The organism is Pseudobacter ginsenosidimutans (assembly GCF_007970185.1).
Taxonomy (GTDB): domain Bacteria; phylum Bacteroidota; class Bacteroidia; order Chitinophagales; family Chitinophagaceae; genus Pseudobacter; species Pseudobacter ginsenosidimutans.
Map to the genome: position 1 here is coordinate 2,629,327 of NZ_CP042431.1, position 20,417 is coordinate 2,649,743.

Sequence of the window (20,417 nt, forward strand, 5' to 3'; positions counted from 1 at the left end):
TATTAATAAAAAATGATCGACTGCTATTTACGCTTTCTCCTCACTAAAATCACAATACCTGCAACAAGCAATAAAGCTGGCAGACCATATTGCAGTAATGTTTTCAGCGTTTGAGCCGGCACTTTCTTTATAGTAAGCCAGATATCCGTAGGTACTTTAAAATTATGATAGACCGGGTATCTGTTATCTACCGTATAACTATAGAACGCGTTGCCGTAGTCCATCCCATTCCCTTTGCCAAAAGACATCATATCAGCGTCACTGGAGATGATGATCTTCTGTTCTTTGTTGTTTATTTTGCGGGTAAGCTGCAGGCCGACGGGGTAAGGAGTATCTAATCTGTAGTCACCTTCTGATGCATTAAACAAAGGGGCTGCAGAATCTACTACCAATACGCCTCTCTCTACCCAGGTATTCTTCTCATTTTTTAACGTTGTAATCGGCTCTGTCTTGAATCCGGTTGAATCGGAATAGCTTAATGGACTGGCTCCCGTTATAGCGGTATAGCAAGCCTTTATGATGCCATTCCGAAATAAGAAGAATTTTCCTTCATCCGCCATTTCAGTTCCTTTTTTTGTGATCAGTCCGCCGAACTTATGCGGCATATCGTGAGGATTCACCTTCACCATGGTACCCGGATCTGCATTTACACCCACATGATTCAGGATCGGATTCATGATGAACTGCTTGCCTGGCTCTGTATAAAACATGGCATTGCCTCCTCCGTCGATATACTTATTGACGCTATCTATAATAGCCTTATCCAACAACGTTTTTGGATCGGATATAACCAATACTTCATCCTGTGTAAATCCACTGAAATCAGGTTCTGAGATGGTATCGAAATTCAAGCCCATATTGATCAATGCCCCTCTGGAACCTTTATTAACGGTATGCCCCCCGTACTCCCGCTCGCCGAATTTCATAGGCGAACGCTCATAGTGGCCCGTAAGAAACTTATAAGTAGGAGTTGTATCATTCATTAACCTCAACAAACTACCAGAAACGTGCATCTCGTTAGGAAAAACAGAAGGGTCCTGGTACGTTCTCAAGAAAGTCTTTTTGCCCTTATATTCCACCTGCATTAACAATCCCTTCGTTTCCGACCTGAGGTCTATTATGCTACTGATCTCTTCCGGTTTCTTATAAATAGAAAGATCGGTGTTATATATTTCGGCATATTTCTCGGCTATTTCCTTAAGCGTTTTTCCGGGATACATTTTGTAAATGGAACTATCCCCATTGTCCACATCATAATAATACACGTAGTTGAACTCCATATTATTATAAAAACGACGATACTTGGACCAGAAACCCCATAGGTACGCATTGCGCGCTTCAGGCGCGCCATTACTATAATTGTATCCCAACAGATTCGTGTACAAGGTTACCTTAAGCGGAGATCCATCCAACTTATTAATAACCGCCTGTGTATTTGGATGAAGCGTATTGAGCTTGCTTCTGGTAACATCCCAGTATCCAATGAATCCGTGAATCGATGTAACAGTAAGTATAACTACCGTTACAGCTAATGCCATCAAATATCTACCCGCTGATATGCGCCAGGACTTCGACTCTGTTACAGACTTCATTTTAATGATGGTGAATATCAGGAAGAGCGAAATAATAGAAAAGAAGTAGATAAGGTCCTTAGTAGTGATTAACCCACCCAACATTACCTCAGCCCTGCCTGAACTGGATAGAAAATAAGTGATATCCCTGATATAATCATAACCCTGAAAAATACCCCCAAAAGCTGTAAACAAAGTCAGTACCGTAAATGTACCAATGGCTGCTACTATTGGATAGGCCGTAAGGCTCGAAATAAACACCCCAACGGCAACATACATGGCAGCCAATAAGAAAAACCCCAGTAGCATAGATAATATATGCGGTGTTTCTACATTCTTAACAGAGAAAGTTAAAACAAACAAAATCACCGCAAGCAATAAAATCATCATGCATACAAAAGCATACACACCTATAAATTTACCTATTACAACCTGGCGCATTCTAACCGGAGAAGAATGCAGCAACCTGATTGTTCCACCCGCATACTCCCGGTTAATAACGCCCATCGTTAATAGCGGAATAAACGTGAAGAATATCGTCATTACTGTACCTAAACTGGAACCGATGATGGCTGTAGTGAGCGGAGAATTCATAAACCCCTCAAACTTATCACCCTGCAATTCAATAAGACTCTCTTGCTGAGTAACCATGTTCACTAAATTCCCTAATACAATACCTGAACCAGACATTAAAAACAAAATCAAAATGAACCAGGCGACCGGAGAATAGAAAAAATACCGTAATTCGGCCCTTGCTATATTTAGTATTACTCGCATTACTGTACTATTGAGAAAAATTTGAAGATAATTGTTTGAAAACATCGTCCATAACGGTAATTTCTGCATGGATAGCCGTTAGTCTCCAATTGAGGTCTGCACTCTTCTTTACAATCCGTTCAGACAAATCATCATTTGATGTGAAATGCAATCTGCACTTATTATCAGGTAACATTTCAACTTTCACTACATTGTCTATTGCCAACAAGTCATTTACACCCGGCATGTTTAGCATTCTGACCATTAATGTATTTGGCTGTAGAACATTGTTGAAGGCATCCAACGTGTCTGAGAACACTACACGCCCGGCTTCTATCATAATAATTTCTCTTGCCAGTAAATTGATCTCCGACAGTACATGTGACGATAACAACACAGCATGCTCCTGTGCAATGTTTTTTATCAGCTTACGGGCTTCAATAATCTGATTGGGGTCCAACCCATTCGTAGGTTCATCCAGAATAACTAAACGGGGTTTGTTAATAATAGCCTGTGCTATACCTACCCTTTGACGAAAACCACCAGACAGATTCTTAATTAACCTCGAACGCATTTGCGTAATGGCGGTTTTCTCCAATACCTCCTCTACAGCAGCTTTGATAGACCGCTTCTCCATTAAGCGCAACTGCGCAGAATATTCCAGGTATTCCTGCACCGTAAAATCCAAATACAGAGGAGCTTGTTGCGGTAAAAAACCGATCTGTTTTTTATAGGCGATCGGATCATCCTGGATGTTAATTCCATTTACCCTTACATCTCCTTCCGTCTGTAACAAAGCGCCGCAGATGATGTTCATGGTGGTAGACTTTCCAGCTCCGTTAGAACCGAGTAAGCCAACCACACCGTTACTATTTATCTCAAAATTAATGTCCCGTATGGCCCAGGAACTGGCATACTTATGCGATAGGTTTTCCACCTTTAAAATTGGGTTCATACGCTGTGGCTTGTTATTGTAAAAATTAAAAATGACCTATAGTAGTAACTTTAGCAGACGAATTTCCCGTACCGGTCCATTTCCCGTTCACCACCATCGTGCGTGCCTTAAATAACCAATTAGAATTAAGAGCCCCGTCCCAATTCATGTTTACGTCTATTAATATGGCAAGAGTACTTCCGGTTTCGTGGTCTTTTATTTGAAAACGGAATTCCTGAAAATTCCGATCAATGGGAACCCTAATGAATGCAGACAATTGCTCATACTTCAAATCTGAAACAATTGTTCCTCCGGCTGGTTCTAATTGAACCACATCGATAGCTCTGCTTTCATACAGGTTAATAATCCGCAATTGAGCAGAACTGTCTTGCTGGCTGCGTCGTGGAAGATCATCCTTAGTTGTTTTCTCTTTTACCTGCGTTGGACTTCCATATATAAAATGCGTGTAAATGCCAGCAGATTCCAGACTTAAGCGGGTTTTTATTAGTGGTTCATCTTTATTCAGCGTATCATTGTTTAGAAATACCGTCAACGGTTGATCTGTTTTATTAGTAGCATAATCCCAGGATTTTCCATTATCTATAGAAGGAAGCCTATCATAGATTTTCGGGTTAGTTTCTCCAAAATACGCCCTTATAAAAGAAGTATTGTCATTAATAGCATTCACCACTGTAAGGGATGCCGGAAATATTTCTTCTTTTAAAACTTTTTTGCATGCTGAGAAAGTCAATAGCACAGATCCGGTTAGCAAAAGTGATTTAAGAAACCCGATGGTAAAATATTTTTTATTTTTTAATTGTAACATCTTTCCTGATTTAACTGTTAGCAGTTTTATTAATAGCCATTATTTTGAGAAAGGTTATTGTCCCACTGGATTTCCCTGACAGGAATCGGGTATAACAATTGATTGGGGTCCCAAGGCTGTTTGTAAAAGATGGAAGAAAGTACCTGATTAGCTTTATTTGTTCTTTTCAGATCGAGCCAGCGGTGTCCCCACTCAGTAAACAATTCAACACGTTTTTCGTGGGCAATAGTGTCTATTACCTGCTGATCGGTGAGTGTATATAGCAGCTTACCCAATCCGGCACGATGCCTTATTTCATTCAGGTCGTCGATTGCACTATTTTTATTACCAGAGCTTCGCAACATATTTGCCTCTGCTCTGATAAAATACATTTCAGCAAGGCGTGCTACTACATAATATTGGGATCTAAAGCCTTCATAAGTCATATTCAGTGCATTTATCTTGTATTTCGCGGGAGTAAAGCCGGCAGGAAAATTAATAGTTCCTCCGATTGCTGATGTCCAGGCTGTTTTTCTATTGTCTCCTGTTTCAAAACTATTGATGAGCGACGGAGTCAAATACAGTCCTGTAATAGCATATCCTTCAGGAGTTGCATTTCCTGTTGGGTATATATCATTCGTTTGCTTCAACCGAAAAATGACTTCTTCACTATTATAGGCAAATACGTTATTTAAGGGTTCCAGTTTAAACAGCGCGGTTTGGTTAATTACATCATTGGCATGCTCGTATGCTTTTGCATAATTTTTAGTGAATAAGTATACGCGGGCCAGCAGTGCTTTCGCATACCACTTGTTGATTCTGATTCGCTCAGCATTGTTGCCATCGTATTTTTCAGAAAGATATCCTACTGCTGCTTCCAGATCATCGGTAATTTGTTTATACACAGCAGCCGGATCAGAAGAATGAAGCCCTTTTGTATTATTAAAATCAATGGACAATGCCAATGGGATTTTCTCAAAAAAGTTAACCAGATAAAAATAACTCATTGCCCGCACGGCTAATGCTTCACCCTTTACACGATTTCTGGCAGCTTCTGTAAATTCTTTTGATGAAGAAGCATTGGTGCCCTCTATCAAAGCGTTGGCGTTAAAAACACCCTTATAAGCAGTACTCCATATTTTGGAGGAAAAGCCGGCATTCTGGAGTGTAATTTTTGCAGCAGTTTCCACATAATAAGGGTATTGCCCACTGAACGTTGGACTATACATTTCGTCTGCTAAATGAGCAGCAGCTATAGTCACCCCTCCAGCGCTGTACAAATCTGTTCCCAGTGTACCCCGTGAATTAATTTCTTTATCCCCGCCACTAATTAAATACGAGTACAAACCATTTAGTGCAACACCAGCCTGCTCATCGTTCTGAAAAACCTGGCTGGATGTAATTGAATTCACGGGAGGTTTAATATCCAGCATTTTATTGCAACCCATTGCCAGCAAACCCAGCAAGGAAGCCACCATTGTAGTTATATAAAAAGAATTTTTTTTCATGAAATTTATTTTAGAAACTTAATCTTATGTTAGCCGCAATTCTTCTGATCTGCGGTGTAGTACCCAGTTCAGCATCAGTCAGTCTGTACTGGCTGATTTTAAAAATTTTGGAAGAGTTGATGGAAATTTGCCCTTGTTTCATTCTCAGTTTTTGCATCCATGCGGCAGGCAATGTGTAAGACAAACTCAAATTATCCAGGCTTATATAAGCGCCTTTAGTATAGAATGCGTCTACGCCCGTCAAAGAGCCCCCGGTTCTGGCGGAGTATTTTGGGTAAAGGGCTTTGTCACCTGGTTGTTGCCAATGCCTTCTTTCAATTTCGTTATACAACACCATGTTCTTGCCCATTCCATAAACCTGGTTACTAAGGATATCCGGCACTAATGAATTTTCAAAACTAAACTGGGCATCTAACGATAATACCCGTTTGAAATCTACCCGAAAGCCAAATCCTCCGAAGTATTTTGGATTTATATCTATTTCTTTATAGCGATCGTCTAACTCCAGATCCGGGAAATTACCTGAACCCATTCCAAGTGTAGTGTTACCATCACCGTTATAGTCTTCAACCGCGGGTGTTCCTTTCATTGGATTGATACCAATAAAGTGTGTATATGATTTGGCAGTAACGGATGATCCAATTCTATACGTATCTTTATAGGGAGAATTTTCCAGCCCCTCAAATGCCACTAGTTTATTGCTGTTCTTGCTTATCTGAAAGCGACCGGATAAGCCCCAGGTAGAAGTATTAAGGAGCGTTGCATCTATCATCAATTCTATCCCTCTATTCTCAATTACAGCAGGCCAGTTCCCTACAACAGAAGAGAATCCGGTGAAGTCGGGCGTAGTAATATTGGTTAATTGCTTACCATCTCTGTTAATGTAATAGTTGCTTTCTATGTTGAGCTTACCCTTGAATAATCCTACTCTGGCCCCACCTCAAACTTGCTTGCACTCGACCAGCTATATTTCTGATTCACTGGTTGAATCAGTGTGTAGATTGTCTGACCATCATAGTTTGCCAGGCTTAACGAGATGCTGGTAGCAACATTCGACCAGCGGGACAGGTACTGGTAGTCGGCAAGATTAGCATTTCCCGTTACACCATAGGTAGATCTGATTTTTGCGAACGAAAGCCAATTCAGATCAGCCTTCTTAAACCATTCTTCATTAGATATGATCCATGACAGTCCGGCGGAGCCAAAGTTTCCGAAACGTGTTCCATCTCCAAACCGTGATGAACCATCTCTTCTTCCGTTTAAGCTGACTATATATTTATTCTCCCAGTCAACATTTATGGATGCTAATAAGGAAGTCACTTTTACTTCTGCATAATTGTTGGCCGAAGAGACCATCTGCGCATTGGAATAGCTTTTGATCAGGTTATCGTTTGAAAACATCATTGCCGATACTGCCGCAGCATCCTGATCGGTATAGCTATAGTCGCCTGCCACTGAAACAGCGATCCTTGCCCCACCCAGCAATTTTACGTAATTGATATTTGGCTGTATTAAAAAATTCTTACCGGAGCCGTTCATGAAAAATGCCGAACTTATCGGGGAAAATAATGGATCTTTCCCGGCTTTCGGAATATAAGCACCAGACTTATTAGTGAAAAATTCACCGGATATGCGTACGCCTGCCGTCAGATCTTTGACAACTTCGTAACTAAAGCTGACATTGGTCTGACTTCTTAAGGTCTGATTTTCACTCCAGTTTTTAATACTGGAAAATGGATAACCCGATGAATACTGTCCTCTATACGGTTCAAAATTATACCCTCCGTTTTCGTTATAAATACCGGGCGCATTCGGTGGTAATGAAAAAAGGTCCATTACACCAGCCGTTTCGTTATTTGAATAGGCGCTACTGGATGAAAGATTAACCTGTAATTTACCGTTTGGGCTGCGGTGATCAAATGACAACCCCACTGTTAAACGATCATTTCCCCTCCCCTGGTTATACATTTCAGTAGTGGAAGAATAGCCTACACTAACGCGGTAGGTATTCTGCAACAAACCCCCTTCCATACTTAGCTGTACATCATCTGACTTTTCATTTTTGAAGAAAGTCCGCTGCCAATCGGTATAAGCATTCGGATCCCATATGGTCAAATCCGGGTCACTTTCGCTGGAAGGTGAAGCAGCATCATTCAGAAAAGCCTCTCTTCTCACTGCCAGATACTGCTCCGTATTCATCATATTCATATAACGCTGCACTCCGGAGAATACTTTTGAGTAACTAACATTGAATCGGGTGGGGCCAGGTTTACCTCTTTTGGTTGTAATCATGATCACACCATTGGCTCCTCTGGATCCATAGAGTGCAGTAGCATCTGCATCTTTTAAAACATCGACACTTTCGATATCCAGTGGGTTAATCATATACAACGGACTTTCGCCGGGTGAATATCCTCCGCTGCCCGGAGTCGCTACGCCGAATGGACTCACCGATAAAGTAGCAATGGGTAAACCATCAATAACATAAAGTGGATTCGTAAACAGGTTTTCATCCAATACATTTCTTCCCCGCAGCTCAACTTTTCTGTCACTTGCCGTATTGGCTGAAGGGCTGATCCTCAGGCCCGGTATGCGGCCTACTAAAGCGTCTAATACGTTAACGACAGGTTGTCTTTCAATATCTCTGGCTTTTACAGTTGCAATATTGGCTGTGCCCAGTCTTTTATTGGTGGTTCCCAAAACCGTAACCTGTACCTCATCCAGTTTGTTTTCTGAAAGAGCGAGCTCTATGCTATGCGTTTTGGTGGTCATTATTTCTTCTGTAGCAGTAAATTCCTGATCAACATATCCGATATAACTGACCTTAATCTTATCACCTGTTTTCATCGGCACCTGTGCAGATCCATTTGCTGCTGTTAAATAGTTCTTTTTATCCGTTACATTGCTGATGGTAGCACTGCCCAGAGGTTTGTAACCCGCGGAAACAACATAAACAGTTATTTTTTCTGCAGGACTTAAGAACAATTCAATGGAGGGACTGGCTATAGCTGGTTTGACTTCCTTTTCGGCTACCAGGATGTTCTTATCAATGATCCGGTATGTGAGTGATTGATTTTGGAACACCATGTTGAGGAATGCTTCCAAACTAACTCCATTAGAGATGATGGTGACCGGTTTTGCAAACGATAATGAAGTGGCTTTGTAAATAAATACATAATCTGTCTGCGATTCTACAGCAGCAAAAACTTTTTCCAGCTTTACATTTTTGCCGCTAAAACTGATGTTCTGTGAAACGCCTTTGGCAGACACCTGTAAGAGAACCACTGTAAGGAGAAAGAAGGTTAGTTTCATGACTAACAGGGTTTTGGTTAGGTAGTGCTTGCGGCCATAGGGGACCCGCATGCAATTAATATTTTGCATAGATTTGCTTTTTAGCCGCCCTTTAACCGGGGCGAAATGTTTAAGTGAAAAAATAAGCAGTCATTAACCTGATGTGGTTATTACATTACTTGAACAATACCGGAAGTGTCGTAACCACTTCCGGTTTGTTTTAGCAAGGTCCTTTGTAGTCCGTTATCTTACATATAGTGTGTTATCTTTCAATTCAAAATTAATTCCCATCATTTCCAGTAGCTTCAATACATTAGACAGGTTGGTATTGCGATGTATTTTTCCTTTGAAGATTATATTGTCTGGCTTGCCTGTGTATCGGACTTCTATATTATACCATCTTTCCAGTTGACGCATTACACTATACAGGTCAGCATCGTCAAAATTGAATAAGCCATTTTTCCAGGCAGTTATTTTATCGGGATTCTGCGTGTCAGTTATCGTCAAAGCATATCCGGCCTGGTCATTGGGTTTGTTTAAAATAGCAGTCTGTCCGGGAGTAAGTACTTTCGATTCAGCTTTACCTTCCCTGGTAATTCCCTGTTTACTGCTTAAGCGTGGTGTTACTTTAACGGCTCCTGTCAAAAGCGTTGTTTGAACCGTTTTTTCATCTGCATAACAGTTAATATTAAACGAAGTTCCCAGCACGTCAACCTGCTGGTTATCCGTTTCAACAATAAAAGGCTGTTTGCTTTTGGGAGCTACCTCAAAATAAAGTTCTCCGCTTACTTTAACCCTTCGCTCATTCCCGTTGAAAACAGTAGGATAAGTGATTGAACTGGCCGCGTTCAGGTATACTACTGTTCCATCTGGCAGTGTAACATGAAACTGTCTGCCTTTTGGCGTTGACATGGTATTGTATACGATTTCTCCGCTTGTATTCCCGTTGAAGTCATAGGTTAGCTGGCCATCTTTCAATATGAGTTTTGAACCGCTTTGTGATGCAATCAGGCCATTTTTTAAGCTGTCAAGTAATAGTTGCTGACCATCGGCCAATGTAAGAATAGCACCATCTTTACCGGGTGCCATATCCACATTTATAGCTGCTACAGTAGCGGGTCCTGTATTTTTTTTATGGGAGTTCCAGAGGTAAGCGCCTACGCTCAACAATAAAATAACCGAGGCCGCGGCCCAGCCCCATCTGCGCAGGAAATGAATGCGGGGGAGAGATGGTTGTATAAGGTCTGCCTTATCTGCCTGAAACACTGCTTTCAATAAGGCATCCGATTCATCTGCTCCAATCCTTTGATTCTCTTCCTGGCTTTCAATAAAACTATCGAGTAGCTTCCGGGAAAGCTCCTGGCAGGCAGGGTCAGCCAATAAATCTATCAGTTCTGATTCTTCCTCCTGCGTAATTTGCTTACGCACATACAATTCAAATAAATATCTCAATCTGTCTTGGTGCATCCGATAGAATTGCTGTGTTATTAATGAAGACCTTTTGAAAGGAGCAGAAGGGTGACAGGCCAGAAAAAAATATTTTGCGCCATATACCAGGCTCTTAAACTCTTTAGTGCCCTCGATAGGTGAGTTTTGACAGTGTTGGGGTCAATTTTTAGAATGCCCGCCACTTCTTCCCGGCTTATTCCTTGTTGTCGTACCATGCGGAAAACGGCTTGTTGTTGGGGAGGGAGCCGCAGGATACCCTTCTCGAGAAGGTCAGTCGTATCACTTTTTACTAAGAAATCTTCGGAGAGATCGATGGGGAATTGACTGGCAACAATGCCTGCCTTTAGCATTTTCCGGCGCCGAGACTCACGGGTAAACCAGTCGTAGACTTCATTACGCAGCATGATAAACAAGTAATTGCTCAAAGACTGGATCTGCGTTAGTTCTCCCCGTTTCAACCAAAGTTTGAGAAATACATCCTGCACCAACTCACCCGCTAATTCCTCTGACCGGGTGAGCACTATTGCAGCGGAATACAATTTTCCCTGATGGAAGTTATAAACTATCTCAAACGCTCCTTCGTCGCCATTAGTTATGCGGAGAAGCAGTTCTTTCTCGTTATATGGTGGAACGTCAGCCAATTAGGTTCTGTTTCCGGTTATTTTCGCAAACTATGGTAAAATTTGAAGCGAAAATAATAAACGCGTTAATTAAAAGGCAGCTGCATAAGAATTCAGCCTGATTTGACCTGATGAGAAGAGGTGCTGGCAAATGTTTGCCGGGCCTCATTGAATGCTAACGTAGATAAATTGCAAATAGCAACTGCAAATTAATGCCAGACGTTTCTAAAAACGAATCCTAATAACGGACTCGGACTAACGAAGTTCAACCTCAATTCTCACCTGGTAAGAAGGGGGACTTTTATCAAAGTTCCTTCGTGTCAGGATGGAAAGATTTCAATAGAACTCTCGTTTTCGATACAGTTTCCCAGTCAATTTTACTATCACGATGGATTTGTTTGAAAAAAAAACCTAGTTTGCAATTCTGTACAAACCGCGTGATTGCATCCGCCCCTGCCAAATATTAACCATCATCTTCTTCAGCGCATCATAGCGGGCGATGAAACTGCCTTTAAAGAACTCATACTTCAATATACCCCCTCCATAGCTTCAGTTGTATTCAGTATCACAAGGTCCAAAGAACAAACTGAGGAAGTGGTACAGGATATCTTTATTCAGTTATGGACCATAAGGGACAACCTTACTGCTATCGAAAACCTGAATGGTTTTCTATTCGTGCTAACCAAACGGTATGCGATCTCTGCGATCAGGAAAATGATCAGGGAACGTAACCGGGTACAGGCATTTGCTGAAATACAGTATCAGCAGGAAAAAACGGAAGAGCGCGATGGATATATCAGCCTGATCGATGAGGCAGTGAATCAACTACCTCCCCAGCAGCAGCGGGCCTGGCGTTTAAGTCGTCAGGAGGGGAGAAAATATGAGGAGATTGCCACTGAAATGAATATCTCGCGGGAAACTGTCAAATCTTATATCCAACTCGCCAATACGGCTATCGTCAAATATGTGAAACCCCGTATTCATCTTATTCTCTTGTCCCTTTTTTCTCATCTATAAACCTTCCTGGAATTTTTTTTTACTTCGATACCCCCTTTTTTCAGTGGGCCAGCGACATTATCATACAGTTATGAGCAACACCACAAACCATATCCAGACACTTTTAGATAAGTGTGCAAAGAATACTGCCACAGAATCTGAATGGCAGGAACTTCAGTCATTACTCGACGACCCGGGTGAACCAGGTGTCACAACTTTATTAAAGGAATACTGGAATGAAAGATCGCCAGTATTCTCCGAAGCAGAAACAGAAGGGCTGGCGAATGCTGTAATGACTGAGATCCGGCATAGATTTCCGCAGCCTGCAGGCAAAAGGGTGCTGTTGATGAAATTCTGGTGGGCTGCGGCTTCTGTGATATTGCTCCTGGGGCTGGGAACCTGGTATTTTGTTTATCAGCAGGAATTGACTTCAAAAACTACGGTGGCTTCCGTACCTGAGCTGCTGCCGGCAAATGATGGACCAGTGCTGACGCTGGCAAATGGCAAACAGTTCGTACTAGACAGTATGAGCAATGGTATGATAGCGAGAGAGCAGGGGGCAGTTATCAACTGGGTAGATGGAAAAGTTGTGTACGAATCAGCATCCACCTCTAAGGGAGAACTTATCTATAATACAATGAGTACGCCGAAAGGCAGGCAATTTCAAATAGTACTGCCTGATGGCACAGTTGCCTGGTTGAATGCTGAAAGCTCCATAGAATTTCCAACTGCGTTTTCAGGCAGGTATCGTGATGTTTCCATCACAGGAGAAGTATTTTTTGAAGTAGCTAAAAAATCAACCACTCCTTTCCGGGTGAATATTGGGAAGCAGGCGCAGATCCAGGTTTTAGGCACCAGTTTCAACGTGAATGCTTATGCGAATGAATCGCAGATACTGACCACGCTGTTGAGCGGATCGATCAAGCTGGTTACAGCAACCAACAAAACCGGTGTAGTGCTAACACCTGGTGAGCAGGCACAGTTGACTGTTGCGCAAGGAATATCAACACTGAAGCTGGAAAAAAATGCAGATATCGAGCGGGTGATGGCATGGAAGAAAGGGGTCTTTAATTTTGAAGGACTGCGTTTACAGGAGATCCTCCGTCAAATGGAACGCTGGTATGAATTTAAGGTAGTATACAAGAAATCGCCTTCTGACATGGTGTATCGTGGAGGCATAGACCGTAATGTGAAATTTTCGGAGATACTGGAAGTTTTCAAAGAGATGGGAGTATCATTTGAGTGGGATGGAAAAACACTTGTTGTGAATTGAGCAATTAAAAAAGATAAAAAGTATGTAGCATTTTAGAGCAACTTATAATAATGTAACTGACAAAAAAAGCGCTTCCGGGTGGCTCCGGAAGCGCAACGATTTAGTTCAGTTAAAATGGTCTCAGCAACCAATTCTAAAAACCAAATCATTTGCAATCTATGCAAAAAAACTGCTATTGCCTATTCGGTATTCCCAGGGGGAAGCGATGGTTTACCCAAATTTCAAGGGTTATGAGATTAATTGTTTTTCTTATCACTGCCAGTTTTCTTCAGGTGCATGCTACTGGCAATGCACAAAATGTGACGATGCATGCAAATTCCATCTCACTGAAAGAAGTGTTTGCTTCCATCAAAGAACAAACAGGATACCAGATCTTCTATTCCGATCCCATCCTCAAACTGGCCAGGCCGGTAACGATAGCAGCTGAGGAACTGCCTCTAGGTACTTTTTTAGACCAGGTATTTGATGCACAGCCTGCGCTTAGATACAGTATAAAAGGGAAGACAATTTTCGTGTTGGAAAAGAAGGTCCATTCACCTGAGTTGACAGTACTGTCTCAAACTGTATTATTGATCAGGGTAATAGACCTGGAGGGAAAACCACTCGCTGGTGCTACTGTTTACAATAAGAAGAACAAGGTGTCAAAAGTTGCTGAGGCGGATGGGAGATGCGCAATCGAAGCATCGGTAGGTGAGGTGATCGAAGTCAGCTATGTAGGTTTTGAGTCCCGGTCTTTCACCGTAAAAGCAAATAACACGGCCATTACCATTGCCCTCAAACCAAATTCGATATTGGAAGAAGCCGTCGTCAACAATGGTTATCAGCGGATCAAACAGAAATACCTCACCGGGTCTGTTAGCTCTCTGAAGATGGATTCTATATTTCAGCCTGGCCTGAATACGGTTGATAAAATGTTGGAAGGTCGTGTGCCGGGACTCACGTTCATGCAAAATTCCGGGCAGGCTGGCGCTGCTCCAAAGCTGCGCATTCGTGGTACCAATACTTACCTGGGTTCAAGAGAACCATTATGGGTGGTAGATGGGATCGTACGAACCAGTCCATTCCCCATTCCGGCTGAGCGGATCAATGATCCGGATTTTGTAAACCTGCTGGGCAATGCAGTGTCTGGCTTAAATCCTTACGACATTGATCAGATCGATGTATTGAAAGATGCTACAGCAGCAGCGCTCTATGGTGTTCGCGCTGCCAACGGTGTAATCGTTATTACCACAAAAAGAGGAAAGCCCGGGCCTCCCACAGTAAACTATAATGTAACTACTTCCCTTACACGAAGACCCAGATACACAGACAGGTCTGTTTATATGATGAATTCCAGAGAGCGGGTAGATGTGTCCCGCGAAATGATAGAAAAAAATTTACAACTCCGCGGAACTGCTATTGAAGCCTATGAGAAAGCGATCATAGAATATTATAATGGTCTGATAGACTACAATACATTCAAAGAAAGGGTTGGTTATGCTGAAACAGTGAACACAGACTGGCTGGGCAATACCATGCGCGATGTGTTTGCCAGCAACCATACACTAAGTGTAACTGGTGGTAATAGTACCACTTCCTATCGCGCATCTGTGGGATACCGTAATGAGCCCGGCGTGATAAAGAAAGAATCAAATGATCTTTATACAGGCTTGCTGAATATGCAAATGAATTACAGGAAATTCAAAGTTGATTTCAATATTCAGCTAAGCAAAGACAAGAGAAGGTATACTCCTGTTGAAGTAGGTGTAATGAACTATTCTTATGGGACCAGTAGGGCCATATCTGCCTACAAAGAAGATGGCTCATATTACTTTTATCCAACGATCTCTTCTTCTGTATCGAAGCTCTATATCGCCAATTTCAATACCATGAACATTTTAAATGAGATGGATAATAGCGGTGAAATGCTGGAGAATAATGAATATACTGCGAGTGTGGATGCCAGTTATGAAATTGTGAAAGGATTACAGTTCAATGCGAGATTGGCCTATACCGGTGGTAATTCAAATCGCGAGATCTGGTTTACCGAAAATACGGAATGGGCTACACAGCTCAGAATAAATGCGTATAACACCCTGGGGGATTATTACCCGGCCATGGATATGCTGCCTTTTGGAGGTGAGCTTCGCCAGACTGTTGTAAGAAGGGAGAACTACATGATCAATGGAAGGTTGAATTACAGCAGCTTTCTCGATCAGCGAAAAAAGCATCAGTTGACCGCAGAAGTGGCAATGGACTTGTTATCTAACAAATCCGTGTCCGTAGAATCTATCGATCGGGGCTATTATCCTGATCGTGGCAGAAGTTTTGCCCAGATTGACTTAGGTAAATATACCAGCTATGCCGAATGGCTTTCGCGAAGCAGTGATGTGATCACCGAAATCCTGCAAAATTCCATACGTCCGTATATTACCGGAACCTATATTTTCAATGATCGATATGTATTGACGGCCACTACCAGTCAGGAATTTTCCAATTCATTTGGTAACAGGAGCAATGAGAAATTTCTTCCTACCTGGGCTTTGTCTGGCCGCTGGAATATTCATGAAGATCTGTTGCGAAATGTGTCATGGATAGACAGGGCTGCATTGCTTATGTCTTTTGGTACCCGTGGCAATATGCTTGCCGGACAAACACCCTATGTAGTGATCAGAAAGGGCGGATTTGATACTTATTTAGATGAATATTCCTCATTGATCCAGTCCTTCCCTAATCCAGACCTGGCCTGGGAAAAAACACAGGATTACAATGGTACATTCCAGTTTTCCATCCTGAATGGAAGGATCAATGGTTCGCTCGGGTATTTCTTTGCCAGGACCACCAATGCATTCCTGAGCAAGAAGGTATCGGCGGTTAATGGTGCGCCGGAGAATAATTATGTTGTGAACGGCGGTATTCTTGAAAACCAGGGTGTAGAGATAAGTATGAATTTCAAAGTGATCGACAATTTAGGGGCCGGTAAAAAAGGATTCATGTGGCGTTTCGATCCGCAACTTGGCCAGGTATTCAACAGGTTGATCAATGCAAACCTGAATAGCCGCAATGTGATGGTAGATGTAGCCAGCATGAATTTTCAAAACTACCTGGATGGTAGTGTGCCGGTCAATGGCAAATCTGTCAACACATTTTATTCTTATCGTTTCAAAACACTCGATCCGAAAAAAGGGTTTCCTGTATTTTATGGCGCAGAACCTGCCAGCAAAGAGACATTATTTGCCAAATACAATGCGATGCTGAAGGATGATGTATACAATGCTGTAATGATAGAATCAGGTAGGAGAGAACCTGTATTACAGGGTTCAGTGAACAACTCTTTCACTTTCAGGAATTGGACGCTCAATGTAACCTTCTCCTATAGTGTAGGTAATAAGATCAGAATGCTGCAGATAGCTTCTGGTAATTACGGAACATTCAGGCCTTCCTCACAACAGAATCTTCGTAAAGAATTCACGCAAAGATGGCGTTATCCGGGTGATGAGAAGTTTACGAATATCCCCGCCATTCAGGGTGAACCTGTTTCCGTTAATACTGATGAAACAGCCTGGTGGACCGGGAGCGGATCAACCCTCATTTACAACTTTGCTACCGATTATTATCAGATGTATGATTTTTCCGATTTGCGCGTGGTGAAAGGTGATTATCTCAAGTTGCAATACATTTCACTCAGCTACAGACTGGCTGATGTGCTCTGCAGAAAACTGAATTGTAAAGCTGCTTTTGTGCAACTAAGTGGAAACAATCTATTCACTATTGCGAACAAGGCGCTTCGCGGTCAGGACCCTACCCAGTCTGGAACTTCTGCCAATATCAACCTTTCAGTCAGGCCGGTATATGCAATTAATCTCAATATCAGTTTCTAAAACTATTGCTATGCATTCACCTCTCAATAAAATATGTATTCTTCTTTTCAGTGCCTGCTCACTGACTTTTATTTCCTGCAAAAAATTTCTGTCTGCCTATTCTCAGAACAGCAGCTTTGTAGAATCAGCGGCAGACCTGGATGAAGTACTGGTTGGAGATGGTTACTTCACCATACACACTACTCCCATTACTCCTGCACTGTACACGATGGATGACGATCTAAAGGATGGTGTTCCGGGTGGTAATTATAAACTCACTACTTATAGGGGATTTCATAATTGGCAGTCAGAGCCCAGACGGAATTCAGATGGGGTACTGTTAAGTACAGACGACCTGTTCAACAAGCTATATAGTAAGCTGGCACGTTTAAATTCAGTACTATCATCAATTCCGGCTTTAAGGGAAAAAGGTGAACCTGAGGGACAGCTTAAAAGGATCGCAGGGGAAGCACATTTTCTCAGGGCCTATTATTATTTTATACTTACCAATCTTTTTGGAAAACCGTATAGAGCTACAACAGCTGCTGATGATTTCAGTGTTCCTTTGAAAACAGAAGCTGCTATCACCTCCCAATTCGCCGTGCGAAGCTCCAATCAAAGGGTGTTCAACCAGATCGTTGCCGACCTTCAGGAAGCTGTTAAAAACCTGGCTGGCGTAGAACAGAAGTCGGCCCTGCGCGCCAATCAATCTGTAGCGCAAGCACTCCTGAGCAGGGTGTACCTGTTTATGGAAAATTATGAGCAGGCAAATTATTATGCTGATCAGGTAATCGCCAATAAAAAGTATAGTGTTACGGATTTAAATTCCTGGCAGGCAGGAAAGAATGTTTTTACGAGTTATTCATCGGAAGTGATATTCAACATGGGAGGAAATAGTTTGTATAATGAAATGGCATTAGGAGCGGAAGTGCCCGATCAGCCTTACTATCTTCCTTCTGACGAACTGGTATTACTGTATAGCGCCGAAGACTTGCGCACCAATGCTTTTTTCGTGAAAAGTGGAAGTGGACAATGGAAAATCGCGAAAATGCGTGATCCTTTTGGTCCTGATCATGACATGGCATCCGATTTTTACCTGATCCGTCTTTCGGAAGTTTATTTGAACAAAGCTGAGGCGCTTGCTGCTATGGATCGATTTGGTGAAGCCAGAACTACATTGCAGGCATTTAGAAAATACAGGTTCAAACCCAATGAACTGCCTTCGCTTACTGATGAAGGCGCCGCACTGATGAGTTTTATCCGTGACGAACGTCGCAGGGAGCTTTGCCTGGAAGCGCATCGCTGGTTTGATCTGCGCCGTTATGCTGTGAATAGTAAATATCCTTTCAACAAAAAAATCCGGCATAGAAATATTGAATATACCGGAACCGGATACCAGGAAAACGGATATTATGAATTGGGCACCTACCAGGATGATCCCGGAGCTTATATTGTACCCATCGCCAATGATGAAATCGATTTCAATCAGGGCGCCATTACCAATGAGCCGCGACCCGTACGTCCGGTTAAGTATTAATGCAATCACTAATCACTCCAAAATTGAATTCATGATGAAACTATATACTTGCTCAACGCCATCAAGGCTATCGGGTTTCGTTATCCTGTTGGCAGCTGTTTCATTATCCCTGAGCTGCCGGAAAGAAAAGCCGCTCGAAATCAGCGATGAGGACACCAATTTCTTTGTTATAAGGGATAATCCCAGTGATCCTGTTGATCATGCTATGTATAAATTTTACGAACGTACCGGCGTTGCGAGTTATTATACTGATACAATTCATAAGAAACTGGTAAGTAAACCTGGAGAATTTCCTGAACGTTATGCATATGTAACAATTTCTCTGACATATCATCCAATGGGCGAGAACACTTTTAATTTTGCCAGGTTATCGTCCAGGGAACCAATACCTGCAATTCTTGATTTGATTGAAGATCAGGTGCTGCCCGGGCTTCCATCAACAGGCAGTATGCCGAGTATTTTATTCATCGATCATTTTGAGTTTTTCTGGCAATATGTAAACACGCAGCTTGCAGATGGATTAACAGCCATACGGGGATTCAAAACTGTGGGCGTAGTTGTAAAGGATGTAGAAGCGATGAGTAGTGAGGAGAAGAGAATGTATGCAGCCTCTTTGCTGGCAGGAATTGCAGAAAATGCGCTTACCTCTGCTTATAAGGCTAATTTAACAAGCGATTTTTTTGATGTTACCAACAAGGCCTGGCCTGGTCCTCTTTCATCCCCGCTCTATATCGGATTACCCTTAATGTTTATGACTGATCCCGCATCAGTTCCCGCTGCAGAGAGCATTGGAGTATTGCGATACCCTACTGTAGACTTTTCAGGTATGATATTGGAAAGCATGCATATTGAAGCTACTGATCTGCGATCCTTTCTCACGGCCCTTTTTTATTATACAGAACAGGAGTTTACTGATTTACACGCTGGCCATCCATTAGTGCTGAAGAAATATAGTGTAGTGAAGGACCTTGCTCAAAGATCAGGATTCAAAATGCCTGGTTAGTAAATAATACAGAACAAACGAAGGTGTAATAATTGAAAAATGGGCACTAACCCTGAATACTATTCGCATTCCATTCATTCAAAGGATTATCCTCATATGGATATTCCAGTGAATGGAATCGACTTTCAATTCAATGCTATTGTTGAGAGCTGGACCGGACATCTTCAGTATGTATCCTCACAGATAACTAAGAATAAGCAAGCCGCGGAAGATATTGTACAGGAGGCGTACTTGTTGCTTTGGCAACGAAGGAGAAAAATAATTCCTGAGAATCCGGTTGGATGGCTTGTTAAAGTAGTTACCAATCTGTCACTGCTACATTTACGAGATAAGCATATTCGTACGCGCATACATAGAAATTTGAGCGAATCATTAGCAAGTTCTTATTCGGAAGTTGAAGAACAGGTGTTGAACAAGGAACAAATCCGTATTATTTCCAGAGTCATCGACCAACTGCCTTGCCAGCAAAAAATAGTATTTCAACTTAGTAAAGAGAATGGTTTGAGTCGTTCTCAGATCGCCAGTTTCCTACAGCTCTCCCCCAATACAGTCAAAGTACATTTATCCCGTGCCAGGCAATTTGTTAGGGATAATCTTAGTGGCATTTCGGTTTATACAATGCTCTTCGTTTTTTTTAATATTTTTTTTATTAAGAGTAATACAAATTCCGGATTGATGCATTTGTTTAATGAAGCAGACAAAAACAATACCCGGATTACTAAGAAAAATGAAATGAGTAAATTATCAAGCCCCGTGCTTTTGTCACATGTTTTTCTGCTGTTCCCAAATCAATCAATGAAATAACAGGTCCGGATGGCCCTGGCATCTGATAAGA

The 20,417-nt window shown here is 42.0% G+C and carries 14 protein-coding genes; 6 read left to right on the plus strand and 8 right to left on the minus strand.

Annotated elements, in window-relative coordinates:
- Positions 1-23 precede the first annotated feature (23 nt).
- The 8 genes from FSB84_RS10740 to FSB84_RS10775 all read right to left on the minus strand — a co-directional run bounded on the left by FSB84_RS10740 (position 24) and on the right by FSB84_RS10775 (position 10,955).
- Complete coding sequence (locus FSB84_RS10740) at positions 24-2,417, minus strand: ABC transporter permease subunit (protein WP_130541557.1); 2,394 nt, start codon at positions 2,415-2,417, stop codon at positions 24-26.
- Positions 2,356-3,282: an ABC transporter ATP-binding protein gene (locus tag FSB84_RS10745; RefSeq protein WP_130541556.1), complete on the minus strand. Its 927-nt coding sequence runs from the start codon at positions 3,280-3,282 to the stop codon at positions 2,356-2,358. Before FSB84_RS10745 ends, FSB84_RS10740 begins: the two co-directional genes overlap by 62 nt.
- Positions 3,283-3,307: 25 nt before the next feature.
- The gene (locus FSB84_RS10750; RefSeq protein WP_130541555.1) at positions 3,308-4,087 is read right to left on the minus strand and encodes a hypothetical protein; all 780 of its coding nucleotides are present in this window, start codon (positions 4,085-4,087) and stop codon (positions 3,308-3,310) included.
- A 29-nt stretch (positions 4,088-4,116) separates the two neighbouring features.
- Positions 4,117-5,574, minus strand: coding sequence for a RagB/SusD family nutrient uptake outer membrane protein (locus FSB84_RS10755; protein WP_130541554.1), 1,458 nt, complete (start codon positions 5,572-5,574; stop codon positions 4,117-4,119).
- 10 nt (positions 5,575-5,584) lie between these two features.
- Positions 5,585-6,346: a SusC/RagA family TonB-linked outer membrane protein gene (locus FSB84_RS10760; RefSeq protein ID WP_147122127.1), complete on the minus strand. Its 762-nt coding sequence runs from the start codon at positions 6,344-6,346 to the stop codon at positions 5,585-5,587.
- 152 nt (positions 6,347-6,498) lie between these two features.
- Complete coding sequence (locus FSB84_RS10765; protein ID WP_158643847.1) at positions 6,499-8,886, minus strand: SusC/RagA family TonB-linked outer membrane protein; 2,388 nt, start codon at positions 8,884-8,886, stop codon at positions 6,499-6,501.
- Between the two features lie 222 nt (positions 8,887-9,108).
- A complete protein-coding gene (locus FSB84_RS10770; RefSeq protein ID WP_225980044.1) occupies positions 9,109-10,293 on the minus strand; it encodes a FecR family protein in 1,185 nt (394 codons plus the stop codon).
- A 59-nt stretch (positions 10,294-10,352) separates the two neighbouring features.
- The gene (locus tag FSB84_RS10775) at positions 10,353-10,955 is read right to left on the minus strand and encodes an RNA polymerase sigma factor (RefSeq protein WP_130541551.1); all 603 of its coding nucleotides are present in this window, start codon (positions 10,953-10,955) and stop codon (positions 10,353-10,355) included.
- Between the two features lie 420 nt (positions 10,956-11,375).
- On the opposite strand from FSB84_RS10775, the gene FSB84_RS10780 reads away from it, so the two are divergent.
- The 6 genes from FSB84_RS10780 to FSB84_RS10805 all read left to right on the plus strand — a co-directional run bounded on the left by FSB84_RS10780 (position 11,376) and on the right by FSB84_RS10805 (position 20,386).
- Positions 11,376-11,951, plus strand: a complete 576-nt coding sequence (locus FSB84_RS10780) for an RNA polymerase sigma factor (protein WP_130541550.1) — start codon at positions 11,376-11,378, stop codon at positions 11,949-11,951.
- A gap of 70 nt (positions 11,952-12,021) precedes the next feature.
- On the plus strand, positions 12,022-13,203 hold the full coding sequence (locus FSB84_RS10785) for a FecR family protein (protein WP_130541549.1): 1,182 nt from the start codon (positions 12,022-12,024) through the stop codon (positions 13,201-13,203).
- Between the two features lie 230 nt (positions 13,204-13,433).
- On the plus strand, positions 13,434-17,063 hold the full coding sequence (locus tag FSB84_RS10790; RefSeq protein WP_158643848.1) for a SusC/RagA family TonB-linked outer membrane protein: 3,630 nt from the start codon (positions 13,434-13,436) through the stop codon (positions 17,061-17,063).
- Positions 17,064-17,073: 10 nt separating this feature from the next.
- Complete coding sequence (locus FSB84_RS10795) at positions 17,074-18,579, plus strand: RagB/SusD family nutrient uptake outer membrane protein (RefSeq protein WP_158643849.1); 1,506 nt, start codon at positions 17,074-17,076, stop codon at positions 18,577-18,579.
- Between the two features lie 31 nt (positions 18,580-18,610).
- Positions 18,611-19,582 (plus strand): hypothetical protein, encoded by a 972-nt coding sequence (locus FSB84_RS10800; protein ID WP_130541546.1) that lies wholly within the window; start codon positions 18,611-18,613, stop codon positions 19,580-19,582.
- A 39-nt stretch (positions 19,583-19,621) separates the two neighbouring features.
- The gene (locus FSB84_RS10805; protein WP_130541545.1) at positions 19,622-20,386 is read left to right on the plus strand and encodes an RNA polymerase sigma factor; all 765 of its coding nucleotides are present in this window, start codon (positions 19,622-19,624) and stop codon (positions 20,384-20,386) included.
- Positions 20,387-20,417 lie beyond the last annotated feature (31 nt).